Origin of the sequence: Enterococcus sp. 5B3_DIV0040 (assembly GCF_002140755.1) — a bacterium.
GTDB lineage: Bacteria > Bacillota > Bacilli > Lactobacillales > Enterococcaceae > Enterococcus_D > Enterococcus_D casseliflavus.
Map to the genome: position 1 here is coordinate 1,446,949 of NZ_NGLC01000001.1, position 21,680 is coordinate 1,468,628.

Annotated in this window: 20 protein-coding genes and 1 other RNA gene; 19 read left to right on the forward strand and 2 right to left on the reverse strand. The window is 42.1% G+C overall.

The window, feature by feature from the left end; all coding sequences use genetic code 11:
• Positions 1–122: 122 nt before the first annotated feature.
• The 14 genes from A5883_RS06795 (at position 123) to A5883_RS06860 (ending at position 14,295) form a co-directional block, all read left to right on the forward strand.
• The gene (locus A5883_RS06795) at positions 123–563 is read left to right on the forward strand and encodes a Fur family transcriptional regulator (protein ID WP_005226158.1); all 441 of its coding nucleotides are present in this window, start codon (positions 123–125) and stop codon (positions 561–563) included.
• Positions 560–946, forward strand: coding sequence for a RidA family protein (locus A5883_RS06800; RefSeq protein WP_005236057.1), 387 nt, complete (start codon positions 560–562; stop codon positions 944–946). Before A5883_RS06795 ends, A5883_RS06800 begins: the two co-directional genes overlap by 4 nt.
• Before the next feature lie 111 nt (positions 947–1,057).
• A complete protein-coding gene (locus A5883_RS06805) occupies positions 1,058–1,759 on the forward strand; it encodes a DnaD domain protein (protein ID WP_016611727.1) in 702 nt (233 codons plus the stop codon).
• Between the two features lie 24 nt (positions 1,760–1,783).
• Positions 1,784–2,440 (forward strand): endonuclease III, encoded by a 657-nt coding sequence (gene nth, locus A5883_RS06810; RefSeq protein ID WP_005236053.1) that lies wholly within the window; start codon positions 1,784–1,786, stop codon positions 2,438–2,440.
• A gap of 217 nt (positions 2,441–2,657) precedes the next feature.
• The gene (locus A5883_RS19370; protein ID WP_061054153.1) at positions 2,658–2,837 is read left to right on the forward strand and encodes a hypothetical protein; all 180 of its coding nucleotides are present in this window, start codon (positions 2,658–2,660) and stop codon (positions 2,835–2,837) included.
• A gap of 193 nt (positions 2,838–3,030) precedes the next feature.
• Positions 3,031–3,405, forward strand: a complete 375-nt coding sequence (locus A5883_RS06820) for an LPXTG cell wall anchor domain-containing protein (RefSeq protein WP_086299457.1) — start codon at positions 3,031–3,033, stop codon at positions 3,403–3,405.
• Positions 3,406–3,419: 14 nt separating this feature from the next.
• Positions 3,420–4,223 carry a WxL domain-containing protein gene (locus tag A5883_RS06825; RefSeq protein ID WP_086299650.1) on the forward strand — a complete coding sequence of 268 codons (804 nt, stop codon included), beginning with the start codon at positions 3,420–3,422 and terminating at the stop codon, positions 4,221–4,223.
• Positions 4,224–4,265: 42 nt separating this feature from the next.
• Positions 4,266–5,078 carry a WxL domain-containing protein gene (locus tag A5883_RS06830; protein WP_008379817.1) on the forward strand — a complete coding sequence of 271 codons (813 nt, stop codon included), beginning with the start codon at positions 4,266–4,268 and terminating at the stop codon, positions 5,076–5,078.
• A 13-nt stretch (positions 5,079–5,091) separates the two neighbouring features.
• Positions 5,092–6,219 carry a DUF916 and DUF3324 domain-containing protein gene (locus A5883_RS06835; RefSeq protein ID WP_005236047.1) on the forward strand — a complete coding sequence of 376 codons (1,128 nt, stop codon included), beginning with the start codon at positions 5,092–5,094 and terminating at the stop codon, positions 6,217–6,219.
• A 1-nt stretch (position 6,220) separates the two neighbouring features.
• Complete coding sequence (locus A5883_RS06840; protein ID WP_254907824.1) at positions 6,221–9,274, forward strand: WxL domain-containing protein; 3,054 nt, start codon at positions 6,221–6,223, stop codon at positions 9,272–9,274.
• A 299-nt stretch (positions 9,275–9,573) separates the two neighbouring features.
• On the forward strand, positions 9,574–11,625 hold the full coding sequence (locus A5883_RS06845) for a glucosaminidase domain-containing protein (RefSeq protein WP_086299455.1): 2,052 nt from the start codon (positions 9,574–9,576) through the stop codon (positions 11,623–11,625).
• Between the two features lie 18 nt (positions 11,626–11,643).
• Positions 11,644–12,123: a signal peptidase I gene (gene lepB, locus A5883_RS06850; RefSeq protein WP_015509748.1), complete on the forward strand. Its 480-nt coding sequence runs from the start codon at positions 11,644–11,646 to the stop codon at positions 12,121–12,123.
• Positions 12,124–12,244: 121 nt separating this feature from the next.
• Positions 12,245–13,096, forward strand: coding sequence for a hypothetical protein (locus A5883_RS06855; RefSeq protein WP_254907825.1), 852 nt, complete (start codon positions 12,245–12,247; stop codon positions 13,094–13,096).
• A complete protein-coding gene (locus A5883_RS06860; protein ID WP_086338186.1) occupies positions 13,096–14,295 on the forward strand; it encodes a hypothetical protein in 1,200 nt (399 codons plus the stop codon). Before A5883_RS06855 ends, A5883_RS06860 begins: the two co-directional genes overlap by 1 nt.
• Positions 14,296–14,374: 79 nt before the next feature.
• Here A5883_RS06860 and A5883_RS06865 read toward each other — a convergent pair whose 3' ends face one another.
• Positions 14,375–16,696: a PBP1A family penicillin-binding protein gene (locus A5883_RS06865; protein WP_176323957.1), complete on the reverse strand. Its 2,322-nt coding sequence runs from the start codon at positions 16,694–16,696 to the stop codon at positions 14,375–14,377.
• 1 nt (position 16,697) lies between these two features.
• Positions 16,698–17,324 carry a Holliday junction resolvase RecU gene (gene recU, locus A5883_RS06870; RefSeq protein ID WP_015509744.1) on the reverse strand — a complete coding sequence of 209 codons (627 nt, stop codon included), beginning with the start codon at positions 17,322–17,324 and terminating at the stop codon, positions 16,698–16,700.
• 70 nt (positions 17,325–17,394) lie between these two features.
• On the opposite strand from recU, the gene A5883_RS06875 reads away from it, so the two are divergent.
• The 5 genes from A5883_RS06875 to A5883_RS06895 all read left to right on the forward strand — a co-directional run bounded on the left by A5883_RS06875 (position 17,395) and on the right by A5883_RS06895 (position 21,553).
• Positions 17,395–17,940 (forward strand): DUF1273 domain-containing protein, encoded by a 546-nt coding sequence (locus tag A5883_RS06875; RefSeq protein WP_086338722.1) that lies wholly within the window; start codon positions 17,395–17,397, stop codon positions 17,938–17,940.
• A gap of 71 nt (positions 17,941–18,011) precedes the next feature.
• Entirely contained in the window at positions 18,012–18,422 is a 411-nt protein-coding gene (gene gpsB, locus A5883_RS06880) for a cell division regulator GpsB (RefSeq protein WP_005226142.1), read from the forward strand.
• A 24-nt stretch (positions 18,423–18,446) separates the two neighbouring features.
• Positions 18,447–18,812, forward strand: an RNA gene (rnpB, locus tag A5883_RS06885) — RNase P RNA component class B.
• 66 nt (positions 18,813–18,878) lie between these two features.
• Positions 18,879–20,042: a THUMP domain-containing class I SAM-dependent RNA methyltransferase gene (locus tag A5883_RS06890; RefSeq protein WP_010748389.1), complete on the forward strand. Its 1,164-nt coding sequence runs from the start codon at positions 18,879–18,881 to the stop codon at positions 20,040–20,042.
• The gene (locus A5883_RS06895; RefSeq protein ID WP_086338188.1) at positions 20,039–21,553 is read left to right on the forward strand and encodes a carboxypeptidase M32; all 1,515 of its coding nucleotides are present in this window, start codon (positions 20,039–20,041) and stop codon (positions 21,551–21,553) included. Before A5883_RS06890 ends, A5883_RS06895 begins: the two co-directional genes overlap by 4 nt.
• Positions 21,554–21,680 lie beyond the last annotated feature (127 nt).

Sequence of the window (21,680 nt, forward strand, 5' to 3'; positions counted from 1 at the left end):
AAAAAAGGGGACGGAAGCGGGCTGAAAAAAGCGTTTTGCCTTTGAAAAAATAAGGAAAGCTGTTTGAATTTTTAGGTTTTACATAGTATGATAGGTGAGATAAGAGAAATGGAGGAACTCCTGTGAGTACGATCTACGATGAAGCGATCAAACGATTAAAACATGAAAATATTCGTATTACACCGCAGCGAGTAGCGATATTAGAGTTTTTAGCCAGTCACGATGCCCATCCGACCGCTGAAGAGATTTATCGAGCGATTGAAGTTCATTTTCCTGGTATTAGTGTCGCAACGGTATACAATAACTTACGTTTGTTCACAGAAATTGGCTTTGTAAAAGAAATGAATTATGGAGATGCCTCCAGTCGTTTTGATTTTACAACGGAGCCTCATTATCATGCTATCTGCCAAAAGTGTGGAAAGATCGCTGATTTTTACTATCCAGGATTGGAAGATGTCGAAATGGCGGCTTCGAAATTAACTGGGTATCAAATAAATAACCATCGACTAGAAGTTTATGGTCTATGTCCCGAATGCCAAGTGAAAGAGGAGGAAACAAAATGAAGATAATTTCTACAGATCAAGCACCACAAGCAATCGGTCCTTATGTTCAAGCAAAAATCGCAAACGGCTTTTTGTTTGCTTCTGGTCAAGTGCCATTAGATCCTGTTTCGGGGGAAGTTGTCGGTACGACGATTGAAGTACAGACTCAGCAAGTATTGAAAAATATCAACGCGATTCTTGAAGCGGCGGAACTTACGCCAGATGACATCGTTAAGACGACATGTTTTTTAAAAAATATGAATGATTTCGTTCCTTTCAATAATACCTATAGCACATTGTTCAATGAAGAGTTACCTGCACGTTCTGCTGTAGAAGTTGCCCGCTTGCCAAAAGATGTTTTGGTTGAAGTTGAGATCATCGCAGCAGTCAAAGAAAAAGCGTAACTAAGAATGAATCGTGGGACGTCCGCCTTTGCGTCGTCCCCTTTTTATTGGATCGATCTTGGACCAAAGGATCATAGAGTTTCAGGTGAATCAAGGAGAAGAGGATACAGTATGGTTTCGTTAAAGGACTATTTAGCAAAAGGGCAAACAACGATATCAAATTTGCTTTTAGAAAATTACCATCATCTTGGATTGACAAATGACGAATTTTTGTTATGGCTGCAGTTGTATCGCAGTCATGAGCAAGGAAATGATTTCCCCGATTTACGTGAGATTGCCTCTGTGATGGGGAGTGATCAAAAAGAAATTTACCATTGGTTAAATCAATTACTTAAAAAAGATGTATTGCGAATGGAATCAAAAAAAGATGCTGCCGGAAAAATGGTTGATTATTATGATTTCACAGGAATCTATGACCGTTTAGAATTTCTCTTGACACAGCAATCGAAAAATGAGGCAGTAGAATCAAATGAAGAAAAAATCCGTGGGTTATATCGCTTGTTTGAAGGCGAGTTTGGTCGGCCATTGTCAGCAATCGAATACCAGCGGATCGGGCAGTGGTTGGATGAGGACCATTACGATCCGGAACTGATTCAGTTTGCTTTGCGAGAAGCGGTTTTGAATCAGGCTTATAGCTTAAATTACATCGATCGTATCTTACTTTCTTGGGAACGTAAGAATATCACGTCGAAAGCGCAAGTTGAGGAAGAACAAAAAAGAAGAAAAAAACAATTTCTTCAAAATGAGAGTATTTCACAGGAAGAAGGGCCAATGCCTAAAATCCCTATGCATAATTGGTTAGAAGGAGAGTAATAGACAAGGAGTTCAAATAGTCCTATGATCAGCAAAGAAAAAACTATGATCGCCATCGAAACAATGTACGAGATGTTTCCCGAAGCGCATGGTGAATTAGTATCCAAAAATGCGTTTGAATTATTGATCGCAGTCATTTTAAGTGCGCAAGCAACAGATGTCTCGGTAAATAAAGTCACCCCGGCACTTTTTGAGGCTTATCCTACACCGCAAGCTTTGAGCGAAGCACCTTTAGAAGATGTGATTGCAAAAATCAAGTCGATCGGTCTGTATCGAAACAAGGCAAAAAATATCAAAGCTTGTGCTTCGGAACTATTGCTACGTTTTGGTGGTGAAGTGCCGAAAACAAGAGAAGATTTGGTTTCTTTGCCAGGTGTCGGCAGAAAAACTGCGAATGTGGTACTTGGTGATGCCTATGGGATACCGGCAATCGCTGTCGATACCCACGTCGAACGGGTGTCAAAAAGATTGCGCATTTGTAAATTAGATGCCAATGTACTAGAAGTTGAACAAACGTTGATGAAAAAGATTCCCGAACCATTATGGGTCAAAACCCACCATACGATGATTTTCTTTGGCCGTTATCATTGCACAGCACGGGCGCCAAAGTGTGAGATTTGCCCGTTGTTGGCGATGTGCCAAGAAGGAAAGCTTCGCATGAAGGGGAAGAAAACCATTTAATGGTGAACATAGACCAAAAGTAACTAGGATCAAGACGCTAAGCGAAATCGCTTAGCGTTTTTTTGCATAAATTGATAAAAGAACAGGTGATTAACGTAATACCCTTTATTGAAGCCCTTTCAAGTAACTGGAAAAACATAAGCTTACTGAATTTTTTTTTTACACCACTCAAAATCAGGTGTTTTTTCACAAAGAGATCGTGTGGGGGGGATGCTCGATGCGAAATGAACCTTCCAATACGCCTTTTTTTGAAACTATTTGTAAGCTTAGTATGATGGGCTTCTTTCGCAAAATTTTTACCCTTTCTTTTTATAAAAATGCTTATTTTTGGTCAATAAAACGTAAAATTAATAAGAAAATTCACCCATTGGTGAAAAATAATATTTCAAATCTGTGAAAATCATCAGTATAGTGAACTTTGTCAAAAGTTATAAGTCTTTCTCTGCTATTTTACGAATGACAGAAAAAGCGTTGCACATCTCAAATGATTCTGAAACGATCTCAAAATCATTTTTGTTAACGGGTCTTAGGCAAACGCTGTTTTGAAAAGATCACTTATAAGACGTGGCAAGTATAGAGGAGGAGGGAGAATGAAAGGAGAAAAGGTATGGAAATTAGTTCGTATGGTTCTGTTTTGCACTCTTTTTTATGGGATAACTATTTCTACGGCAGCGGTGAATGCTCAGGAAGTGCAGTCGGTTGAAACAGAAAGCTCTGTGCTCTTTACCGGTGTTTATGAGCCTATTGGGCAACCCGAACCAGGACCGCCAGCAGGCCCTACAGAGAATATATCGCCACCAAACAAGGTAGCAAAACCAGGTGGTATTTTACCAAAGACCAACGAGACAAGAACTTACGGCGTAATCTTTCTTGGATTACTGCTTGTACTGGTTGTATTGTATGTGCAATATACCAAACATCGATCAAAATTTGTGATGGTTAAAAAGAAAAGACAAATAATTTGAAAGCAGGGATGAATTTGAAATTCGTACGATTTGCATCGGCAGCTGTTTTAGCTGCAACTTTATTTACTATTAGCGCGGAAGCCTTCGCTACTGAGAGTGTAACAAACCATGATACAGAAGGGAAAGTTCTCTTTGTACCAAACGATAGCGAAGCGACAGTAGTTCAACCACCAAATCCTGGTCCTAATGGTCCAGATGTAGAGATCAATCCAGTCGGCCCGGAAGGACAAACGGGACCATTGACCATTTCTTACGCACCTACGCTTAATTTCGGTGAGCAAGTGATTTCTAATACCGATCAAGAATATAAGCTAGTGGCTGAATTACACAAGCTAAAAGACGCGGAAGATAGTGAAGAAAGAGTTCCTTATGTTTCATTTGCCCAAGTCCAAGATACGCGTGGGACAAATGCTGGTTGGGATTTAAAAGTTTCCTTAAGTGCTTTTGAATCAGGAACACAGAATAATGAACTGACTGGAGCAAGAATTCGTTTTAATTCGCCAAAATTGGAATATAACGGAAGCAACCAAGAAAATGAGCCACAAATTCATGCGGATGGATTGATTTTAGATGCTACAAATAGTGAACGTTCGGTTCTGACCGCTGCTCAAACAAAAGGTGCTGGCGTATCGTCAGTCGTTTGGGGCGATCAGGAAGAAATCAATCGACAAGTAGAAGCAGGTGCAGAGGTTGTTGAAAATGCTGGAATTGAGTTACTTGTTCCTGGATCAACAGCAAAAGACGCTGCTCTTTATGAAGCAACTCTTACTTGGACTTTGGCTGCAACAGCTGGACCGGACGGAGAAACGGTTCAGTAACTTGGTTTTGTACTGAATAAAAAAAGAAAGAAGGAACTAGAAATGAAAAAGATTCGTTTAGCTACGGTCGCTGTATTATCCACCACTTTACTAGCAGGAGGCGTTCAAGCCTTTGCCCAATCTTCATTAGAAACGACTACCGATAACGTTGTAGGGTTTACCTCAGACGGAAGCGATCTAACAGTGGTACAACCGCCAGTCGTGCACCCAGAAGTAGAAACAATCGAACCAACACCGCCAGGACAAACGGGCCCATTTACCATTGCTTATGCACCACAAACATTCGATTTTGGTCAGAATGCTATTTCTACCAGTGATCGTTGGTATTCAATCGTTGCTGACGAGCGTAATTTGGCTGATCAATCAGGGACGACACCGTACGTATCGTTTGCCCAAGTGCAAGATACCCGAGGAACGCATGCTGGTTGGACATTAAATGTTAGTCTAACTGATTTTACTTCTGAATCAGGAGATGTCTTGACTGGGGCAAAAATCAAGTTGGCAAACCCTGAAATCGTGTTCAACAAAGGCGAGGGTGATCGAGACTTACAGCCAAGTGCCGTTATCAATAATGAAGAACAAAATGCGTTGATCCTAGATGTCAACGATCAAGACATTCCTGTCATGCGTGCTTCGGTCGGTCAAGGCGCGGGCGCTTCATCGATTTACTGGGGAGATCAGGAAAAATTGACGGAACAAAATCTTAATAAACAAGAAGGCGAAATGATCAGAAATGATGATATTCAACTATTTGTACCAGGCTCTACCACGCAGCTAGCAACTAACTATACTGCTGAAATGACATGGACGCTAACTGCTTCTGTTGATAGTGGCGGCGAAACAGTAAATCCGTAAGAAGGATCATAGCTTGCAACAAGAAACAACTGGCAGGAATAGTAAATTATTCCTGCCTTTTTTGGAAGGAGAACCACTTTTGACTGAACAACGTATGAGAATGAAATGGATAAAAACGGTTACCTGTGCGGTCATCCTACTATCATTCTTTTTTTCACCAAGAATGAGCTATGCTCAGACAGAATCAGAATTAAACTTTTATGTGACGCCTATCTTACCGGAAAGTCAGCTGGAAGGAGGGGCGTTGGGGTATTTCGATTTAAATCTTGGGGCAGGAGAACGTGATGAATTGGCTTTAGAGATCGAAAATGGTTCTGATCAAGCGATCGAAATAGAAATTTCTGCCCATACGGCATTTACGAATGTGAATGGTGTTGTGGAATATGGCAGGGATGCAGAATCCCCTGATCCGACTTTACCTGCATCAATTGATGAACTGGTAGAGGTGCCTGAAACCGTATTGTTAGATCCATTAGAAAAACGAATCATTTCTTTACCGATTACGATGCCAGAAGAGGAATTCAAAGGGGTTTTGGCAGGTGGCATTCGAATCAAAGAGGTCATTTCGGAAGAGGAGCAAACACAATCTGCTGAAGAAGGATTAGGCATTCGGAACGCATTTTCCTATGTCATTGGTGTGGTAGTAAGCAACAATCGGTCCGCAACGGATCCGGGATTGGAACTGCTTGATGTTTTTGCCGATCAAGTAAACTACCGAAACGTATTTAGTGCTGTTATCCAAAATTATACAGCAACATTTGTCAATCAATTGGAAGTAACAGCTGAAATTCGTTCTGTTGATGGTGAGACGATCTTATATGAAACAAGTCAATCATCTATGCAAATGGCTCCTAATTCACATATGCATTTCCCAATTCCCTTGGATGGCGATCGTTTTCGTAATGGGGAGTATGTATTGAATCTTACTGCGCGGTCAGGAGAGGAAGAGTGGTCTTGGGAACAGATATTTAGCGTAGAGGCAGAAGATGCTCGCCGCTTAAATGAACTCGATGTCACTGTAGATACGTCACTCAATTGGTGGATGATCGCCACGGCTGGTCTAATCAGCTTGCTTCTAATTATTGCGATCATCCTAATTGTTCATAAGAAAAAAAATGCAAAGGAAGGTGGGAAAAGTTGAAATGAAGAATACCCCGCACAAGGTAATAATTGCGATCATTATTGGATTACTAAGTGTGCAAACTTTTTTTCCAAGTCTGAGCAGTATCCTATTGCCGGAAATCCACGCCATCGATCACACGATTGAACCGTTGGACGAAACGCAGAATATGTCCTTGCTTGATAAAGCAACACAACCGATCCAAACAAAAGAATTTGACATCCATCAACCTTTTTTTCAGTTTCCAGTTAGTGTGATTGAAGGTGTCGTGGATCAACCGATCGACGTTTTCGTCGTATCAAGCCAACCTTTAAATGAGATTACGCTAGTTGTAGCGAAAGAAGCAGCGATCGTGGAAGAAGAATTTGCTGCAGAAGTGAAGAATAAGAAGCTGTCTGAAGAAGAACAGGAATGGACGCTTACCTTTGATGAAGAGCTAATGGAGTTCGAGATTCCTATCGTCTTTAATAAAATAGGCGATTATCGACTTTTTATAGGTGAAGCGGAACTAACGATCGAAGTACAGGCAGAAGATGAAGGGGAAGAGGACTCGGATGATGATGCAGATAATGAAACGATCGAGACAGAGGTCTCACCATCAGATACGCCTCAGGAAGGGAAACGAACCACGCAACCTTCTAATGACGCGAACCTAAATGAGAATCAGCAAGACACAGAAGCTGACCAAGCAGAAGCAATTGCCCAATTGACAGAACCTGTCACACCGTTAGACGAAATCAGTCACCGGGATGTTTCCAACTGGCAAGAGTTTATGGCGGCAATCGTGAATAGAGAAGTAAATTATATCAATATCGTAAATGACTTTGAATCATCAAACAATCCTACTCAAGGAGTTTCCGGAGTGGCTGCGGGAAGTGCAACTTCCAACCCGTCGAATGGGGTAGCCTATATTTGGACCAATGCTTCTGGAATTTCGCGAACGCTTGTGATCGAAGGCAATGGGTATCAAATCGACTTTAGAGCTGTTGCTGTCGGATTTTATGATAGTACCGTCAATAGTGCAACGCCGTGGGATATCACGTACCAAAATATCGATATCGTTCATGGCAACTATTATGGCTTCATGAATTTTACGAATATGAGTATTCCGCAACAAAATCTATCCAGAATGCGTTACCACAATTTAACCAACGCGGGCAATCAGTTGATCCACTCGTTAGCGACACCTGTTATTATGTCTGGCGAAGTAATATCGCATCAAACTCCGACATATACTTCCAGATCTGGACGTGTGCAAACGATCAATGCAACCAACCAAGCGAATATGGAAGTAACACAATTAGAAATTCTTGATAACGCAACAGTTGACATGTCGACAATAAATTCCGGCAATATCTATTTATATTATGCAACGGGGCGTATGACTATTGGCAATGATGCAAAGATGTCCCTGCGTGCTGCTGGAACAGCCGGTGAGGCTTTTGGAGCAAATATTTATATTGCGAATGGACGGATCAATATCGGTAATCGATCAGAGCTTCATTTGACTGCCCGAGCCAACTCCCCCGCAATCAGTATGTATGCTAGCGGCGCCCACTTTGAAATGTCTGAGGATAGCAAAGTGGTAATCAAAGCTGATGGACGTACCACAAGCCTCAATGGATGGGGCTATAACATTATCTACATGGGTGCTGGAAGCACGATGCTTATTGGAAATAAAAGCAGTGTCGAAATTGATGCAGTGAATCAAGGGACCACCACCTCCGGAGTGATCCATGTAGCCGGTGCCGCCACATTTATTGTTGCTAAAGAAGGAGTCTTGGATATTAAGTCGGACGGAACCAATCCCTCTCATTCCTTGATGACATTTTTGAGCTCGGCCTCAACCTTCACTTTTGCGGATGCACAACGCATCAATTTAGAGAAAACAAGGGCGGTTACCGGAAATGCAGCAAATAGTAGCCTTATTTCGATTTCCGGCAGCGGCGGGCTATTAGATGTGGATATTCAAGCTGCGAAGCAATGGCGGCATGGAAACTTGACGGAGGAACCAGACTTCAGTTGGAGTCCAATCTTCAATTTAAAAGTGAATTTTGCCTCTACCTTGTCATCGATTTCGAATGTTTCTTCCATCTCACAAGAGATCGTTGATCATTTTCGCGCGAATTTTACCACAAGAGCACAACGTATCCTATTTGAATATATTCCAGATGTCGAGGTTCATTTAGAACCATTAACGGAAGACCCGGCACTGGAAGGCTCAAGAATCATTAAGGGAAAAGCCACACCTTATAGTGTGATTCGTTTTGACGGAGATCCAGCGATTCCCGCACCGCAACTGCAATCACCCTCTTTTGATGATAACAGCTTGTTTCATCTTCAAGCAGATGCAAATGGTGATTTCAGCTTGACCTTAGCCGAGGGGGATCGGTTTACAAAACATAATACGGTGACGGCTTACGCTTTCTTAAATGGAAAATTCGATACAGCTGAAACAGTTGTTCAAGAGATTGCCACAATGAATCCACGAGATCCGATCGCGCCAGATATTGAAGTGAATCCAGAAAATAAACCGGATATACCAGAACATTTAGGGTTTATCAGTATCGATTTCATCTCCCAGTATAGCTTTGGAGATGTATCGATAAGTGCAGATACCAAACAGTACAAGGCATTGCCACAACGTCTTAGCAGTGCAGATGGCTCAGTAACTGAGGAACGGCCAAATTACGTGCAGATTTCTGACCGTCGCGCTCAATTTACCGGCTGGGAACTAAACGCGACATTATCTGCTGCAGGATTTCGTAATGATCGAGGAGAAGAACTTCGGGGTGCACGAATTATTTTAGAAAATGCAGTTATGCTGACGAATGCCGCCAATTCAGCAATTCCTCCCACTTATAGTGAATCAATGATCCTTGATCCTGGGGTACCCGCTTTGATCGCTGAAGCGGATGCAAATGAAGGAAGCGGTACCTGGATTCAGCGCTACGGGGATATGGGGACGATGGGGGATAGTGTCAAACTTGAAGTACCCATTGGATCAAATCCGCGTAATATGACCTATCAAGCAACGATTGAATGGGAGTTAAGTTTTGTCCCATCTACCGAATGATCGATGCTCAATCTTATCAAATGGAAGCTGTTGACGCCTATGACAGCTTCCATTCTTGATAGGAAGACAGTGAATAAATCGGTTGAAAAGCAGTGGATTTTAACGCTTTTTTATGGTAGATCACGCTGCTGAGCAAAATCTGCTTAAGCTGGCTAAATCAATCGTTTGCTTCAAAAATAATCGCGAAGATACAGAGTTCACCTAAACTCGTGCAAAAACTATTCAAGCAACTTTGAATCAGTTCGTCAGGTTTTGATCAAAACCAATGATGCCGGCTGAAACAAGAGAAAGGAAACTGTATGAAGAGTAGAAAAAAGAAGTCATATTTAACATTATTCAGTGCTGGGATTTTAGCAAGCCAACTTTTTGTTTCTCCCGTATTACTGGCGAAAGAAAGCCCTCAGCCTGATAACTATTCAGAAAATACAAATGTCGAACAGCAACTTGATGACCAAGATTCATCGGCAGCAGAAGCCCAAGAGAGTCAAGAAGACGTCAGCAAAGAGCAAACGGAGGGCTCGACCGAGTTATCCTCCGAATCAAATGAGCCGCTTATGGATTCAGAAACAGCAGATACCGTTGTAGAATCTCTTGATTCGTCTGAAGAAGCAGACTCAACGCAAACGACCGAGTCATCGGAAACGACCGAACTAGAGGAATCAGAGTCCGCGGAACCTTCCGAGGAAGAGGAAAAAATAGATGCTGAAACGGACGATCTAGAAGTAGAAACAGAGAACAAGCCAAAAGAGACCGACTTGATTGATGAGTCATTGGCACCAAAAGAAAATGAAATTTCAACTGAGAGCAACGAAAATACTGAAAATGCAAAAAAAGAGGAGCCGAAAACACCTCCGATTATTGCACCTGAGCAAGTAATAAACCCTGTCGTTCAATCACCAGATGCTACTTCTCACTTGAAAAATTCTTTTTATGATGGACGTACCATTGATTTACCAGAGAGTTTTCGGGCAGCAAAGATCGCAGATTCGAATCTGTTAGATTTCACCTTGCCGATATTAGCTGATTATGATGCGCAATGGCAAGCGGCATTCGTCTACGAGATCATCGGGCAAATTGGTGAACTAGAAGAACCATTGACGATGGACGAATGGATCAATGAACGGATCAAAGCGGTTATAAAAGGAGAAGCTAGCTGGATAGAAAAAGAACAGCCGGTTGAACAATTACAACCGGGGGATCTTTTATATGACGCAAATAAGTTAATCGGTATCTACCTCGCAGATGGTTACCAAGCAAGTTTAGTGACAAATCAAGAAGAGCCAACGAAAACTGCCATCGAAGTTCAGCGGGTTTCTATCGAAGAGCCGCTATCGATCAGACGGCTATCAAATCCTGAATTGGCTACATATGGCAAAAAGCTAGTTACTGAATATCCAGCCCCTTACGAATTTACAGTGAATCAAAAGACCCAGACGTTTATTGAAACATTGGCACAAGAAGCCCAAAGCTTAGGGCAAGAATACGATGTCTTTGCTTCTGTATTGATCGCGCAAGCGATCCTTGAAAGCGGCAGTGGCGACAGCGGGCTTTCCAGCAGTCCCCATTATAACCTTTTTGGGATCAAAGGCAGTTATCAAGGAAACAGCGTGACTTTACCAACAATGGAAGATAAAGGCAACGGAGAACTATTCCAAATTCAAGCCGCCTTTCGTTCCTATTCAAGTTATCGAGATTCCATGGCTGATTATGTCAAATTGATTCGCGGAGGAATCACTGGAAATCCAACCTTTTATCAAGACGTGTGGCGCTCTGAATCAAAAAACTATCTTCGGGCAGCAGATGCTTTGACGGGCACTTATGCGACCGATGTTAATTATAGTAAAAAAATCAATTCACTGATTGCAGTCTATGGATTGACGCAATATGACCAAGTGATCGCAACAGAAACAGGCTTGTTTATCCAAGGAAAAGAACAAATTCCAGAAGAGTATCGCTCCCTCATGACATTTCGAGAATACAACGGTCGTGACTACAATCTTTCTGGTTCGTATCCTGTTGGACAATGTACTTGGTATGTGTTCAATCGCGTGAGTCAATTAGGCGGTCAAGTAGATGACTACATGGGAAATGGTGGTCAATGGGGCAATACCGGACGACGTTTAGGTTACAACGTCAGTCAAACGCCTAAAGCAGGCAGTATGATCTCTTTTGCACCTGGAACAGCTGGATCTGATCCTCGTTATGGGCATGTCGCTTTTGTTGAAGCCGTTGGTCCAAATGGTATTTTGGTTTCAGAAGGAAATGTCTATGGTGGAACCACAATCTCTTATCGCGTGATCAGCAATGAATTGGCGCACTCATCAAGTGTTTCATATATTATGCCAAAATAAGGATGGAGGGCTGGCAATATGAGTAAAAGGCATAGACAAATAGGTCTTCCTATCAGCGGTATCTTTTTGATGGTCCTTTTGCTTATTGCGTTTCTTCAGCCGTATCGACTGGCGTTAGTCAGAGGAACGTCCATGCTGCCGACGATCGAGGATCGACAAGTTGTGCTGATCCATAAAAAGCGCCAGCCAAATCGCTATCAGCTGATCGCTTTCGAACAGGAAGGGAAATTTTTGATCAAGAGAGTGATTGGTGTGCCGGGGGATTCCTTCGTTCGTACACAGGAGCGTTTGTTGATTGGGGCGGAGGATACTGACTTTGATTTTTCATTTATGATCACTGTGAAGGATGAAGCCGTTGAGGCGTTGCCGATTCGGGGGTACCTCAAAGAAGATGAGTACTTTGTCGTTGGCGATGCACTGCTCACTTCAAGTGATAGTAGAGAATTTGGAATCATTTCAAGTAAAACCTTTTATGGTGTGGTGACCACGTTCTTCTGACACATCAGCTTCTTGAAAGGAAGTTTGCGATGATTCATTTCTTGCAACATATCAACGAGACTAAGTTTGTATCAAAAGGGATGAATAAAACGAATTTTAGTTTTGATGGAAGGAAGAGACTGTGATTTTTATCTATATTGGGATGATACTGCTTGCCATTGGAGCAGGTAGTATCATCGGTTGGCGATTGTATCGAGAATATTTATTAAGAAAAGTTGAAAAGCAGCTGTCGTCAGATGCTTTAGCCAAAAGGAAACTGCGTTTATTTAAGCACAACCTGCGCAGTGGGCACCTGCTAATTGTATTGGGCTGCAGTAGTGCCATAATCGTAAGTGTCTTGCTACTAACAGTTTTTCAGCTGACAGGCGGCATTCATTTGCAAAAGCTGCAAGAAGAAACCAGTCAATTGAAAGAGGAAGTCTTCGCGCTAAGAACTGAACAAACGGAATGGATGCGTATGCCGATTTTTGCATATCCTGAGAACAGCTTTTCTTTTGAAGCGATTGATTGGGAGCATTTACTCGTCTCCAATGATCGTGAAGCACAGTTTGCAGCTGAATATGAGTTGGCCTATCAGTTATCACCATATCTAGGTCGCACTGTAGCGATGATTTTTGTTGATCAGCCTTTGCAAGAAATCTCGATTGTTCTATCTAGCAAATTACCATCAATTGATGACTTAAACGGATGGGAAGAGAATTTTTCTCGTCTACTCCATGATATGCAGAACGTTCCCCTGATCACCCAAGGAACCTTCTCTGTCCAATTTTCCAAGGATTCTGATCAGTCCTTTGAGCAGACGATCATTCGTGACGAGAATGGGGTCTGGACCCTTTTAGAACGCAGATTCCCAAACACTGATGCTCAAGAAGTAGACAACAACGAGAGGAGCGAGAGCATATCGTCTACTCCTCAAACGGATCAAAGTGAAACGATCAATACAAATGAACAAAAAGGCAGTGTGAAAAATTAATGATGAAAAAGAAAAACAAAGGTTGGTTTTCTGCCCAAAAGCTAATGGATGAAGTGAATCAATTATCCATAGAAGAGCTGAATGAATTTGAGGAGACAAATCAAGAAGAGGGAATCGTTGAGGATCAAGGGTCCGCAAAGGCTACCCCTGAAAAAAATGAGGACGAGACCAATCGACCAGCAGACAATGAACTCCCTAAAACCCAGAAAGAAGCAGTAAAACCTGTCGCACAAACTTTCGCAAAACCGATTTCTCACCAAAGAGTGGCTGGAGATCAGCAGATAGAGCAAAGTGTCAAAAAGATAGCAGTGCAGCAAAAGTCCTCTGGCAACCGTGATAGCTACGCCAAGGATAGTCAACTCGTTGAAGATAAAGGAGAACGTATGGAGAAAGAATTGAGTACAAACCAGACAAATAAGCAAGAGTCAAAAGAACAAGAAAAGGATCATATGATTGAAAATTTATCTTTTGAAATCAAAGAATTGATTTTAGAAAATGAGCAACTACAGGAAGAAAAAAATCAGTTAAAAAAACAGCAGAAGGTAGTGGCTCAACAAGAAGCAGAGGCAAAAGAATTAAAAGCTTCGCTAGTAGAAGCGAATAAGAAAGTCAAAGACCTAGAAGAGCAGCTTGCAAAAGAAGATACAGAAAAACTTGAAGTAAAAATCCAGCAATTAGAAGCCAAGTTAGCTGTTCAGCAAGAAAAAGAGCAACAAGAGAAACAAACTTACGAAAAGGAACGCGCTGAATGGACCTTGAAGCGGCAAGAAATCCAGCAGCTGCAAGAGGTAATTGCTGATTTGAAACAGCAATTGGCAGAAAAAGAAGAGCTTGCTGCAAATGTATCAGCTAGCGAATCAAATGAAGAAGTCGCAGAGCTTCAGGCGACAATCGAAGCATTAAGGGAAGAAAATGCAGCCCTACAAATCGAAAACGAGCAGTTCCAAACAGAAATCAGTGAGGTCTTAGTCTTTGCTAGAAGAAAAGCGAATCGCACAATTCAGGAAGCGAAAATCGAATCTGAACGAATGATCCGTACAACAGAAATGCGGATCGATGGGATTCATGATCGTGCCAAAGAGATTCTTTTTGAAGTGAACGAGACGAAAGAAAATGTGATTCACTTGTTTGACGATCTGCATAATCAAGTTCATCAGCTTTCCGATAAAAAATTGCTGTTTGAAGAGCTTGAAAAGTAAGCTTCTACATTTATATGGCAGTTAGTTATAAAAAAACAGTAGATCAGATTTTGATCTACTGTTTTTTTGCGATTCTCCATTATTCGACACTACCATCGTTTGGTTCCGGCGGGTCCGGTGGTGAGGAAGGATTATCCTCACTGCTGGAAGGTGTTGTTGAACCGGGATCCTGACTAGAAGCAGGAGGCGTAACGACCGATGATGAATCATCCTCATCAGGTGTTGTCACTGGTGGTGTTACTTCGCTTGATGATTCTATTGTACTTGATGGTGTTGATTCGCTACTTTCTGTAGAAGGTGTCGTTGGTTCAACGTAGGAACTGCTGCTGGACGAACTTGGTGCTGAATAGCTTGGTTGGGTGTACGTCCCTTCAAGATAAAGCTCTCTTCCGATCCGTGTCAATCCGTCAGGCATTGTCCAGTCCGTGTTTTCTACAGAAGCAGAAACATAGCGCATCAATTCACGATAGACATCTGAAGCCACATGGGTACTACTATCAGTGATCGGTGTCATTTTGTCGTTGTAGCCTGTCCAAACCGCCAATGAGTAGGAGGGAGTATAGCCGGCAAAGGTAATATCAGGGTAGGCACCATTCGATGTATCCAGTTGTGCTAACTGGTCATCGGTGTAGTTGGACGTTCCCGTTTTCCCTGCTTGGTACAAACCATCGATTTGCGCGTTGGTTCCAGTTCCGACAGAAATAACATCTTTCAAGATATCGGTCACCATGTAAGCTGTCGTATCATCCATTGCTTCTTGACCAGAAACTTTAAAGGATTCTTCGTCTTCTGTACCATCTTGCATGACGATTTTATTGACGTACTGTGGTTCATAATAGGTGCCACCATTTGAAAACGCAGCATAAGCAGCGGCCATTTTCAGACTGGAGATCCCATACTTTGTGCCATCCAATTTATCCGTATTGCTGGAAATCGCATTGGATTGGGTGATCGTATCATATTCGATTCCTAAACCACTGAGAAAGTCTGCGATATTGTCCGCGCCGACTTCATCAAACAGCTTCACTGCCGGCACATTTCTAGACTCTGCTAGAGCGGTCCGCAAGGTGATATTGCCCATATATTGGCGATCCCAGTTGTAAACAGGAATATTCGTCCCTTTATACGTGTAAGGTTCATCTAAAATCATTCTACCCGTGGAATCTTGTAGAAATTGAAAGGCAGGGCCATAGTCTGTGATTGGTTTGACGGTCGAACCAAAGTCTCGTGCGACATTGACAGCCAGGTTATTTGCTAGAACATCATCAACATTACGGGCACCGATCTGAGCGGTCACCTTGCCTGTGTTAACATCAACTAAGGTAGCGGCAACTTGCATCTTGTCATCTGGGTAATCAACGTAGTCGTCACTGTTGACGATGTCATATAATCGTTTTTGTGCATCGATATCGACATTAGTATAAATATCTAAGCCGTCAGTATACACATCTTTCCCAGTTTTTTCTTTGACTTCAGCGATCACTTCGTTAAAGTAGTTGTCAAAGTATTTCCACTCTTGGTTTTCACGGGGATTGTCTTGCAAGCCTTCTTGAATATCCTCGGCAACGGCCGCATCATATTCCGCTTGCGTGATTTTTTCATTTTCCAGCATCGCACCTAAAACAACATCTCGCCGACTTTTCGCATTATCAGGATGCGAAAATGGGTCAAAAGCTGAAGGGGCATTTGGTAAACCGGCAATCAAAGCGGTTTGCGCAAGGTCTAGTTCAGCTAACGGCTTGCCGTAAAACTTCATTGCGGCCGTTTGCATCCCATATACACCATTGGACATATATACTTTATTGATGTAGTAAGTGAGGATCTCTTGTTTTGATTTCATTTGTTCAAGACGAACCGCCATCCATGCTTCTTGTGCTTTTCGACGTAATGTTTGGTCTTCAGCGCTGGTAGAAAAGAAGGACAGCTTGATCAATTGCTGTGTCAACGTACTTCCGCCTTGCATACCGCCGGTTGTGGCATTGGATAATGCGGAACCGACGATCCGAATCGGATCGACTCCAATATGCTGGTAGAAGCGGCGATCTTCGACAGAGACGATCGCGTCTTCCAGCAGTTGAGGAATCTCACTTGCTGTAATTTTTTCTCTGGTTTCACTACCGAATTCAGTGATCAATTCGCCATTTGACGCATAGAAACGAGAAGAAACCGTTGAATCCAAACGTGTTTCATCAAGTGCAGGCGCATCTTTGGCATACCACCAGAATAGCCCCATCCCGGATAGAATCCCGATACAGCCTAAGAAAAACAGCCCCATAAATACTTTTAAAAGAATACTCCCAATGCTTCGTTTGCCTTTTGCCTTAGGAGGCTTTGGTGCTTTTTTAGCTGTACCTTTTTTAGAATCATGCCGAGAGGTCCTCGATTGTGATCCATTTGCCATACTAATCATTCTCCTTCATCGTTAAAAATTGATCAACTGCTTTTAAATAGGGAATACGCGGCGCAATTGAAGGGATGATTTCAATCCCATTCGTTTCAATATAGGCCAGTGTCATTGATTTTTTTCCCGTTTCTTTTTGCAGGTGCCATTGAGAAACTAAGCACTTGCTATCGAGAAAAAAGCAGCGTTGTAGACTAGAAAACCATAAAAGAACAAAACATAAACCCGCTTGTTCCAAACAGTCTTCCATGTGCTTGATTTGGTGTGGATGAAAATTTTTAAAGGGAAATGACGTTTTGTTTTGAGTCTCTTTCGCTTCAAAGTCGATATATTGCCCTTGATAAACCCCATTGTAATCGGTGGTGGATGCCTCACGGAAATAGGCTTCTTTGATTACGGCGGCGCTTCTTCTTGGATAATCTACTTTCACGATTTGAATTGGTGTCGGTTTCTTATGAATGACAGCAAGTTTCCGATTCAAATAATAAAGGTTGCTTTCATTGATCGCTTCTTCAAAACGCATCCCACGATTGGCATACGTTTTTGGCTTTATTAGTTTCTCTTGCATTTTTTGTTTTTTGCCGTCATCATAGGTAGTAGATTGTCCATTCGGGTAACGAATAACCATGTTGTTCACACTCCTAGGCAACATTATACCAAAAAGTCGTTTGGAAAGAAAAGAGATGACCAGAGAAACAATGAAAACCTTATACTTTACTGGCTATCGTAATTATGAATTAGGTGTCTTTCAAGCAAAAGATCCCAAGATTGCAGTTATTAAGAAAGTAATAATGTCGACTTTGACCAATTATGTCGAAGAAGGGTTAGAATGGCTCTTGATCAGCGGGAATCTTGGCGCGGAGCTGTGGTGTGCCGAAGCCGTTGAAAAATTAAAACAAACATACCCAGAACTGAAACTAGGAATTATTTTTCCTTTTGAAGGGTTTGGTGAAAATTGGAACGAAACAAATCAGCAGGCACTGCAAACAGCGAAGTCATTTGCCGATTATGTCAATGCCACCAGCCATAAGCCTTACCAAGACCCCAGTCAATTAAGAAATCACACGGCATTTTTACTGGAGCATACCGAAGGCGCACTTGTGTTATATGATGACGAATTTCCAGGAAAACCTAATTATTTCTTAAGAGATGCCAAAGCTTATAGTGAGCAAAATCCCTACTTTATTCATCAAATAACAATGGATGACCTACAAAACGCAACATTTGATAGTAATTTACTTTGATTTTCGTATATTTTTTGATAGAATGGTCTAGAAAGTGAAAACCATTTGGAATAAACAATGAGGTGTAAATAATGGCAAATTTAATTTATAGTCCAAAAGATATTCTGCAACAAGAATTCAAAACAAAAATGCGTGGGTATGATCCAGTTGAAGTGGACGAGTTTTTAGATAATATCATTAAAGACTACGAAAGCTACAACAAAGAAATCTTAGCCCTGCAAGAAGAAAATGATCGTCTGACAGCGAAAATCGATCAATTGTCGAAAAACCAAGCGATCGCATCTCGTGTTCAACAAGAAGCGCCGAAAAGCCAAACCGTTACAAACTTTGATATTTTGAAACGGTTGTCTAATCTTGAAAAAGAAGTGTTTGGCAAAAAGCTTGATCGTGAATCAGAACCTGTCACTCGTTCTTCTTCCTACAACAGTAACTATACAAATGCTGATTTTGAAGATGACAACGAAAAAACCCGTCAATTCTAATCTACTGTAGAAAAGATAGTTGTGGTTTTCGGGTAATTGCGGCATAACTCGATTATGCTGAGGAAAGTCCATGCTCGCACAAGCTGAGATGCTTGTAGTGTTCGTGCCTAGCGAAACCATAAGCTAGGGTACTTGAGAAAGTAACGGCAGGAAAAATGGCTAAGGTGTAAGCTATGCCAAAGTATCCTTGAAAGTGCCACAGTGACGAAGCAAGGCGGGAAACCGTCTTGGTGGAACGCGGTAAACCCCTCGAGCGAGCAACCCAAACAATGGTAGGGGCACTTTTTGCACGGAAATGAACGGAGCAAGAAGGCAAGTAATTGCAGATAGATAATTACCCAGTGTTTTCTTCTCCCTGAGGAAAATACGGACAAAACATGGCTTATAGAAAATCACAACCTATCAGGGAATCCTTCCAGCAACGGAAGGTTTTTTTATACCAAGAAGGAGAGCGTTATGACTGAAAAAACATTTAATTGTATTGCCACCGCTGCGAGCGGTTTAGAAGCACTAGTGGGCAAAGAATTACGGGATTTAGGGATCGAGTGTGAGGTTGAAAACGGCCGAGCGCGTTTTAAAGGGACGATGGAGACCATTGCTACCGCGAACTTGTGGCTCCGTACAGCGGACCGTATCAAAATCGTCGTCGGGGAATTTGACGTATTGACTTTCGATCAGCTGTTTGAAGAAGTTAAAGCGTTACCGTGGGAAGACTTTTTACCTTTAGACGCTGAATTTCCAGTAGCTGGTAAATCAATCAAATCAAAATTGTATAGTGTACCTGATTGTCAAGCGATTACCAAAAAAGCAATCGTCAATCGTTTAAGAGAAGTATACCATCGTCCAGCAAGTGTGCCGCTGACTGAAACGGGCGCTTTTTTCCAATTAGAAGTCGCTTTATTAAAAGACCATGCGATGATCACATTGGATACGACTGGCCCTAGTTTGTTTAAACGTGGCTATCGTTTAGAAAAAGGAGGCGCGCCGCTGAAAGAAAACATGGCTGCGGCTTTAGTGATGCTGACAAATTGGTACAAAGACAAGCCGTTTGTCGATCCCGTTTGTGGATCAGGCACGTTGTGCATTGAAGCAGCGTTGATCGGTCACAATATCGCCCCTGGCTTTAATCGGGAATTTGTTTGCGAAACGTGGGATTGGTTCCCAGCAGAAGTATTTGAAAAAGTACGGAAAGAAGCAGATGAAGCAGCAGATTATGATGTCGAATTAGATATTACCGGTTCGGATATCAATGGTCGAATGATTGAGATCGCCCGCAGAAATGCGGAAGAAATCGGTCTAGGAGACTCGATCACCTTCAAACAACAAGCCGTTAAAGACTTTAAAACAGAAAAAGAGTATGGTGTCGTTGTGGCTAACCCTCCTTATGGCGAACGCTTAGGAGAAGAAGCGTCCGTTCAGCGACTGTATCAGGAAATGGGCCAAGTGTTTCGGCCGCTTAAAACCTGGAGCAAGTACTTTTTGACCAGTGACTTGACTTTTGAGACCCATTACGGCGAAAAAGCGACAAAAAAACGCAAATTATACAACGGTGCGATTCGTACCGATCTCTTCCAATACTGGGGACAACGTCCGCCACGCAAAAAGGAGTCTGCTGAATGAAAGAACAAGAATTTCTGAAAGAATTAAAAGAAATCGATCTATTGCAACAAGCAATGGGGATCTTAGGCTGGGATAATCAAACAGGGATGCCAGAAAAAGCCAGTGATTACCGTGCGGAAGTTGACAGCTATTTATATGGTCTATACTTTGATAAAAAAGTGGGGGAACCAATCCAAGAAGCCATCAACTATTTCGGGAAACACCCAGATGAATTATCAGAAGTAGGGAAAGCTGCGTATCAATTAGTCAAAGAAGAATATGAATTGCAAAAAGATGTGCCGAATGAGTTAGCGATGGCGGCTTCCGCAGCTACGTCAAAAGCACATACTGCTTGGCTCAAAGCCCGTAAAGAAAAAGATTTTTCTTTATTTAAAGACGCTCTTTCTGAAAACATTCGCTTGACGAAAGAATTGATTCCTTATTGGAAGAAAAATGAGCTGACGAACTATGACGTCTTGTTAAACCAATACGAGCCGAATATGACGGTTGAGATCTTGGATAACGTATTCTCACAAGTGAGAGACGGTATCATGGATATTCGTCGTCAATTGGCTGAAAAAGGAACAGCGCCAGACACTTCGATCCTTTCACGTAAGATGACCGAAGCGCAACAACGTAAATTTATCTCAAAAGTGATCGCCGACTTAGGCTATGACTTTTCTCGCGGCCGTTTGGATAATACGGTCCACCCATTCGCTACGGGGATCAACCACAATGATGTACGGTTGACCACACGCTGGAGCGAAACTGACTTTTCGATGGGACTGTTCGGTGTGATTCATGAAGCTGGTCACGGGATGTACGAGCAAAACATCGATGAGAAATACGAAGGCACGCCTGTTCATGAAGGGGCGTCCATGGGAATCCACGAATCCCAATCGCTGTTTAATGAAATCATTATCGGCAGCAACCGCAATTTCTGGGCAAAGCAATACCCATTTTTCCAAGAATGTGCGGAAGGCACGTTTGATGATGTGTCTTTTGACACTTTCTATGACTCCTTAAAGCACTCAAAAGCTAGCTTGATCCGTATTGAAGCTGATAGTCTGACATATGTCATCCATATCATTATTCGTTACGAGATCGAAAAAATGATCTTTAACGAAACCGTATCGATCGATGAACTGCCAAAAATCTGGAATAACAAATACGAGGAATATTTAGGGATTCGTCCAGAAAATGACTTGGAAGGGATCTTACAAGACGTTCATTGGTCAGGTTCAAGCTTCGGGTATTTCCCATCCTATGCTCTAGGATATATGTATGCAGCACAATTACTCCACGCCATGGAAAAAGAAATCAATGTCGATGAAGTGTTGGCTTCGGATGATTATTCACCGATTCGTAAATGGCTGACTGAAAATATTCATCAATATGGCGCATCCAAGAAACCAAATGAATTGATTTTAGATGCAACGGAGGAATTATTGAATCCTCAATATCTATTAGACTATTTACGCAAGATCTATTTTAGTGTCTATAAAATCAGCGAGACGCAAGATTTCGCTTAAAAGTAACGAGTGGAAAGAAGCTTCGCAAGACGTTGCCGCCCCAATTATTTCATGGGGTGCTCGTCTTGTTGAACTTCTTTTCCTTTTGTATCAATCACCATCGAAAAAAGAAGGCTAGCTGCTTTCA

What these genes read in the sequence shown, in the direction of transcription:
- A5883_RS06800 (WP_005236057.1), top strand. Translation starts at nt 560, where the DNA reads ATGAAGATAATTTCTACAGATCAAGCACCACAAGCAATCGGTCCTTAT.
- A5883_RS06805 (WP_016611727.1), top strand. Translation starts at nt 1,058, where the DNA reads ATGGTTTCGTTAAAGGACTATTTAGCAAAAGGGCAAACAACGATATCA.
- nth (WP_005236053.1), top strand. Translation starts at nt 1,784, where the DNA reads ATGATCAGCAAAGAAAAAACTATGATCGCCATCGAAACAATGTACGAG.
- A5883_RS19370 (WP_061054153.1), top strand. Translation starts at nt 2,658, where the DNA reads ATGCGAAATGAACCTTCCAATACGCCTTTTTTTGAAACTATTTGTAAG.
- A5883_RS06820 (WP_086299457.1), top strand. Translation starts at nt 3,031, where the DNA reads ATGAAAGGAGAAAAGGTATGGAAATTAGTTCGTATGGTTCTGTTTTGC.
- A5883_RS06830 (WP_008379817.1), top strand. Translation starts at nt 4,266, where the DNA reads ATGAAAAAGATTCGTTTAGCTACGGTCGCTGTATTATCCACCACTTTA.
- A5883_RS06840 (WP_254907824.1), top strand. Translation starts at nt 6,221, where the DNA reads ATGAAGAATACCCCGCACAAGGTAATAATTGCGATCATTATTGGATTA.
- A5883_RS06845 (WP_086299455.1), top strand. Translation starts at nt 9,574, where the DNA reads ATGAAGAGTAGAAAAAAGAAGTCATATTTAACATTATTCAGTGCTGGG.
- lepB (WP_015509748.1), top strand. Translation starts at nt 11,644, where the DNA reads ATGAGTAAAAGGCATAGACAAATAGGTCTTCCTATCAGCGGTATCTTT.
- A5883_RS06860 (WP_086338186.1), top strand. Translation starts at nt 13,096, where the DNA reads ATGATGAAAAAGAAAAACAAAGGTTGGTTTTCTGCCCAAAAGCTAATG.
- A5883_RS06865 (WP_176323957.1), bottom strand. Translation starts at nt 16,696, where the DNA reads ATGGCAAATGGATCACAATCGAGGACCTCTCGGCATGATTCTAAAAAA.
- recU (WP_015509744.1), bottom strand. Translation starts at nt 17,324, where the DNA reads ATGGTTATTCGTTACCCGAATGGACAATCTACTACCTATGATGACGGC.
- A5883_RS06875 (WP_086338722.1), top strand. Translation starts at nt 17,395, where the DNA reads ATGAAAACCTTATACTTTACTGGCTATCGTAATTATGAATTAGGTGTC.
- gpsB (WP_005226142.1), top strand. Translation starts at nt 18,012, where the DNA reads ATGGCAAATTTAATTTATAGTCCAAAAGATATTCTGCAACAAGAATTC.
- A5883_RS06890 (WP_010748389.1), top strand. Translation starts at nt 18,879, where the DNA reads ATGACTGAAAAAACATTTAATTGTATTGCCACCGCTGCGAGCGGTTTA.
- A5883_RS06895 (WP_086338188.1), top strand. Translation starts at nt 20,039, where the DNA reads ATGAAAGAACAAGAATTTCTGAAAGAATTAAAAGAAATCGATCTATTG.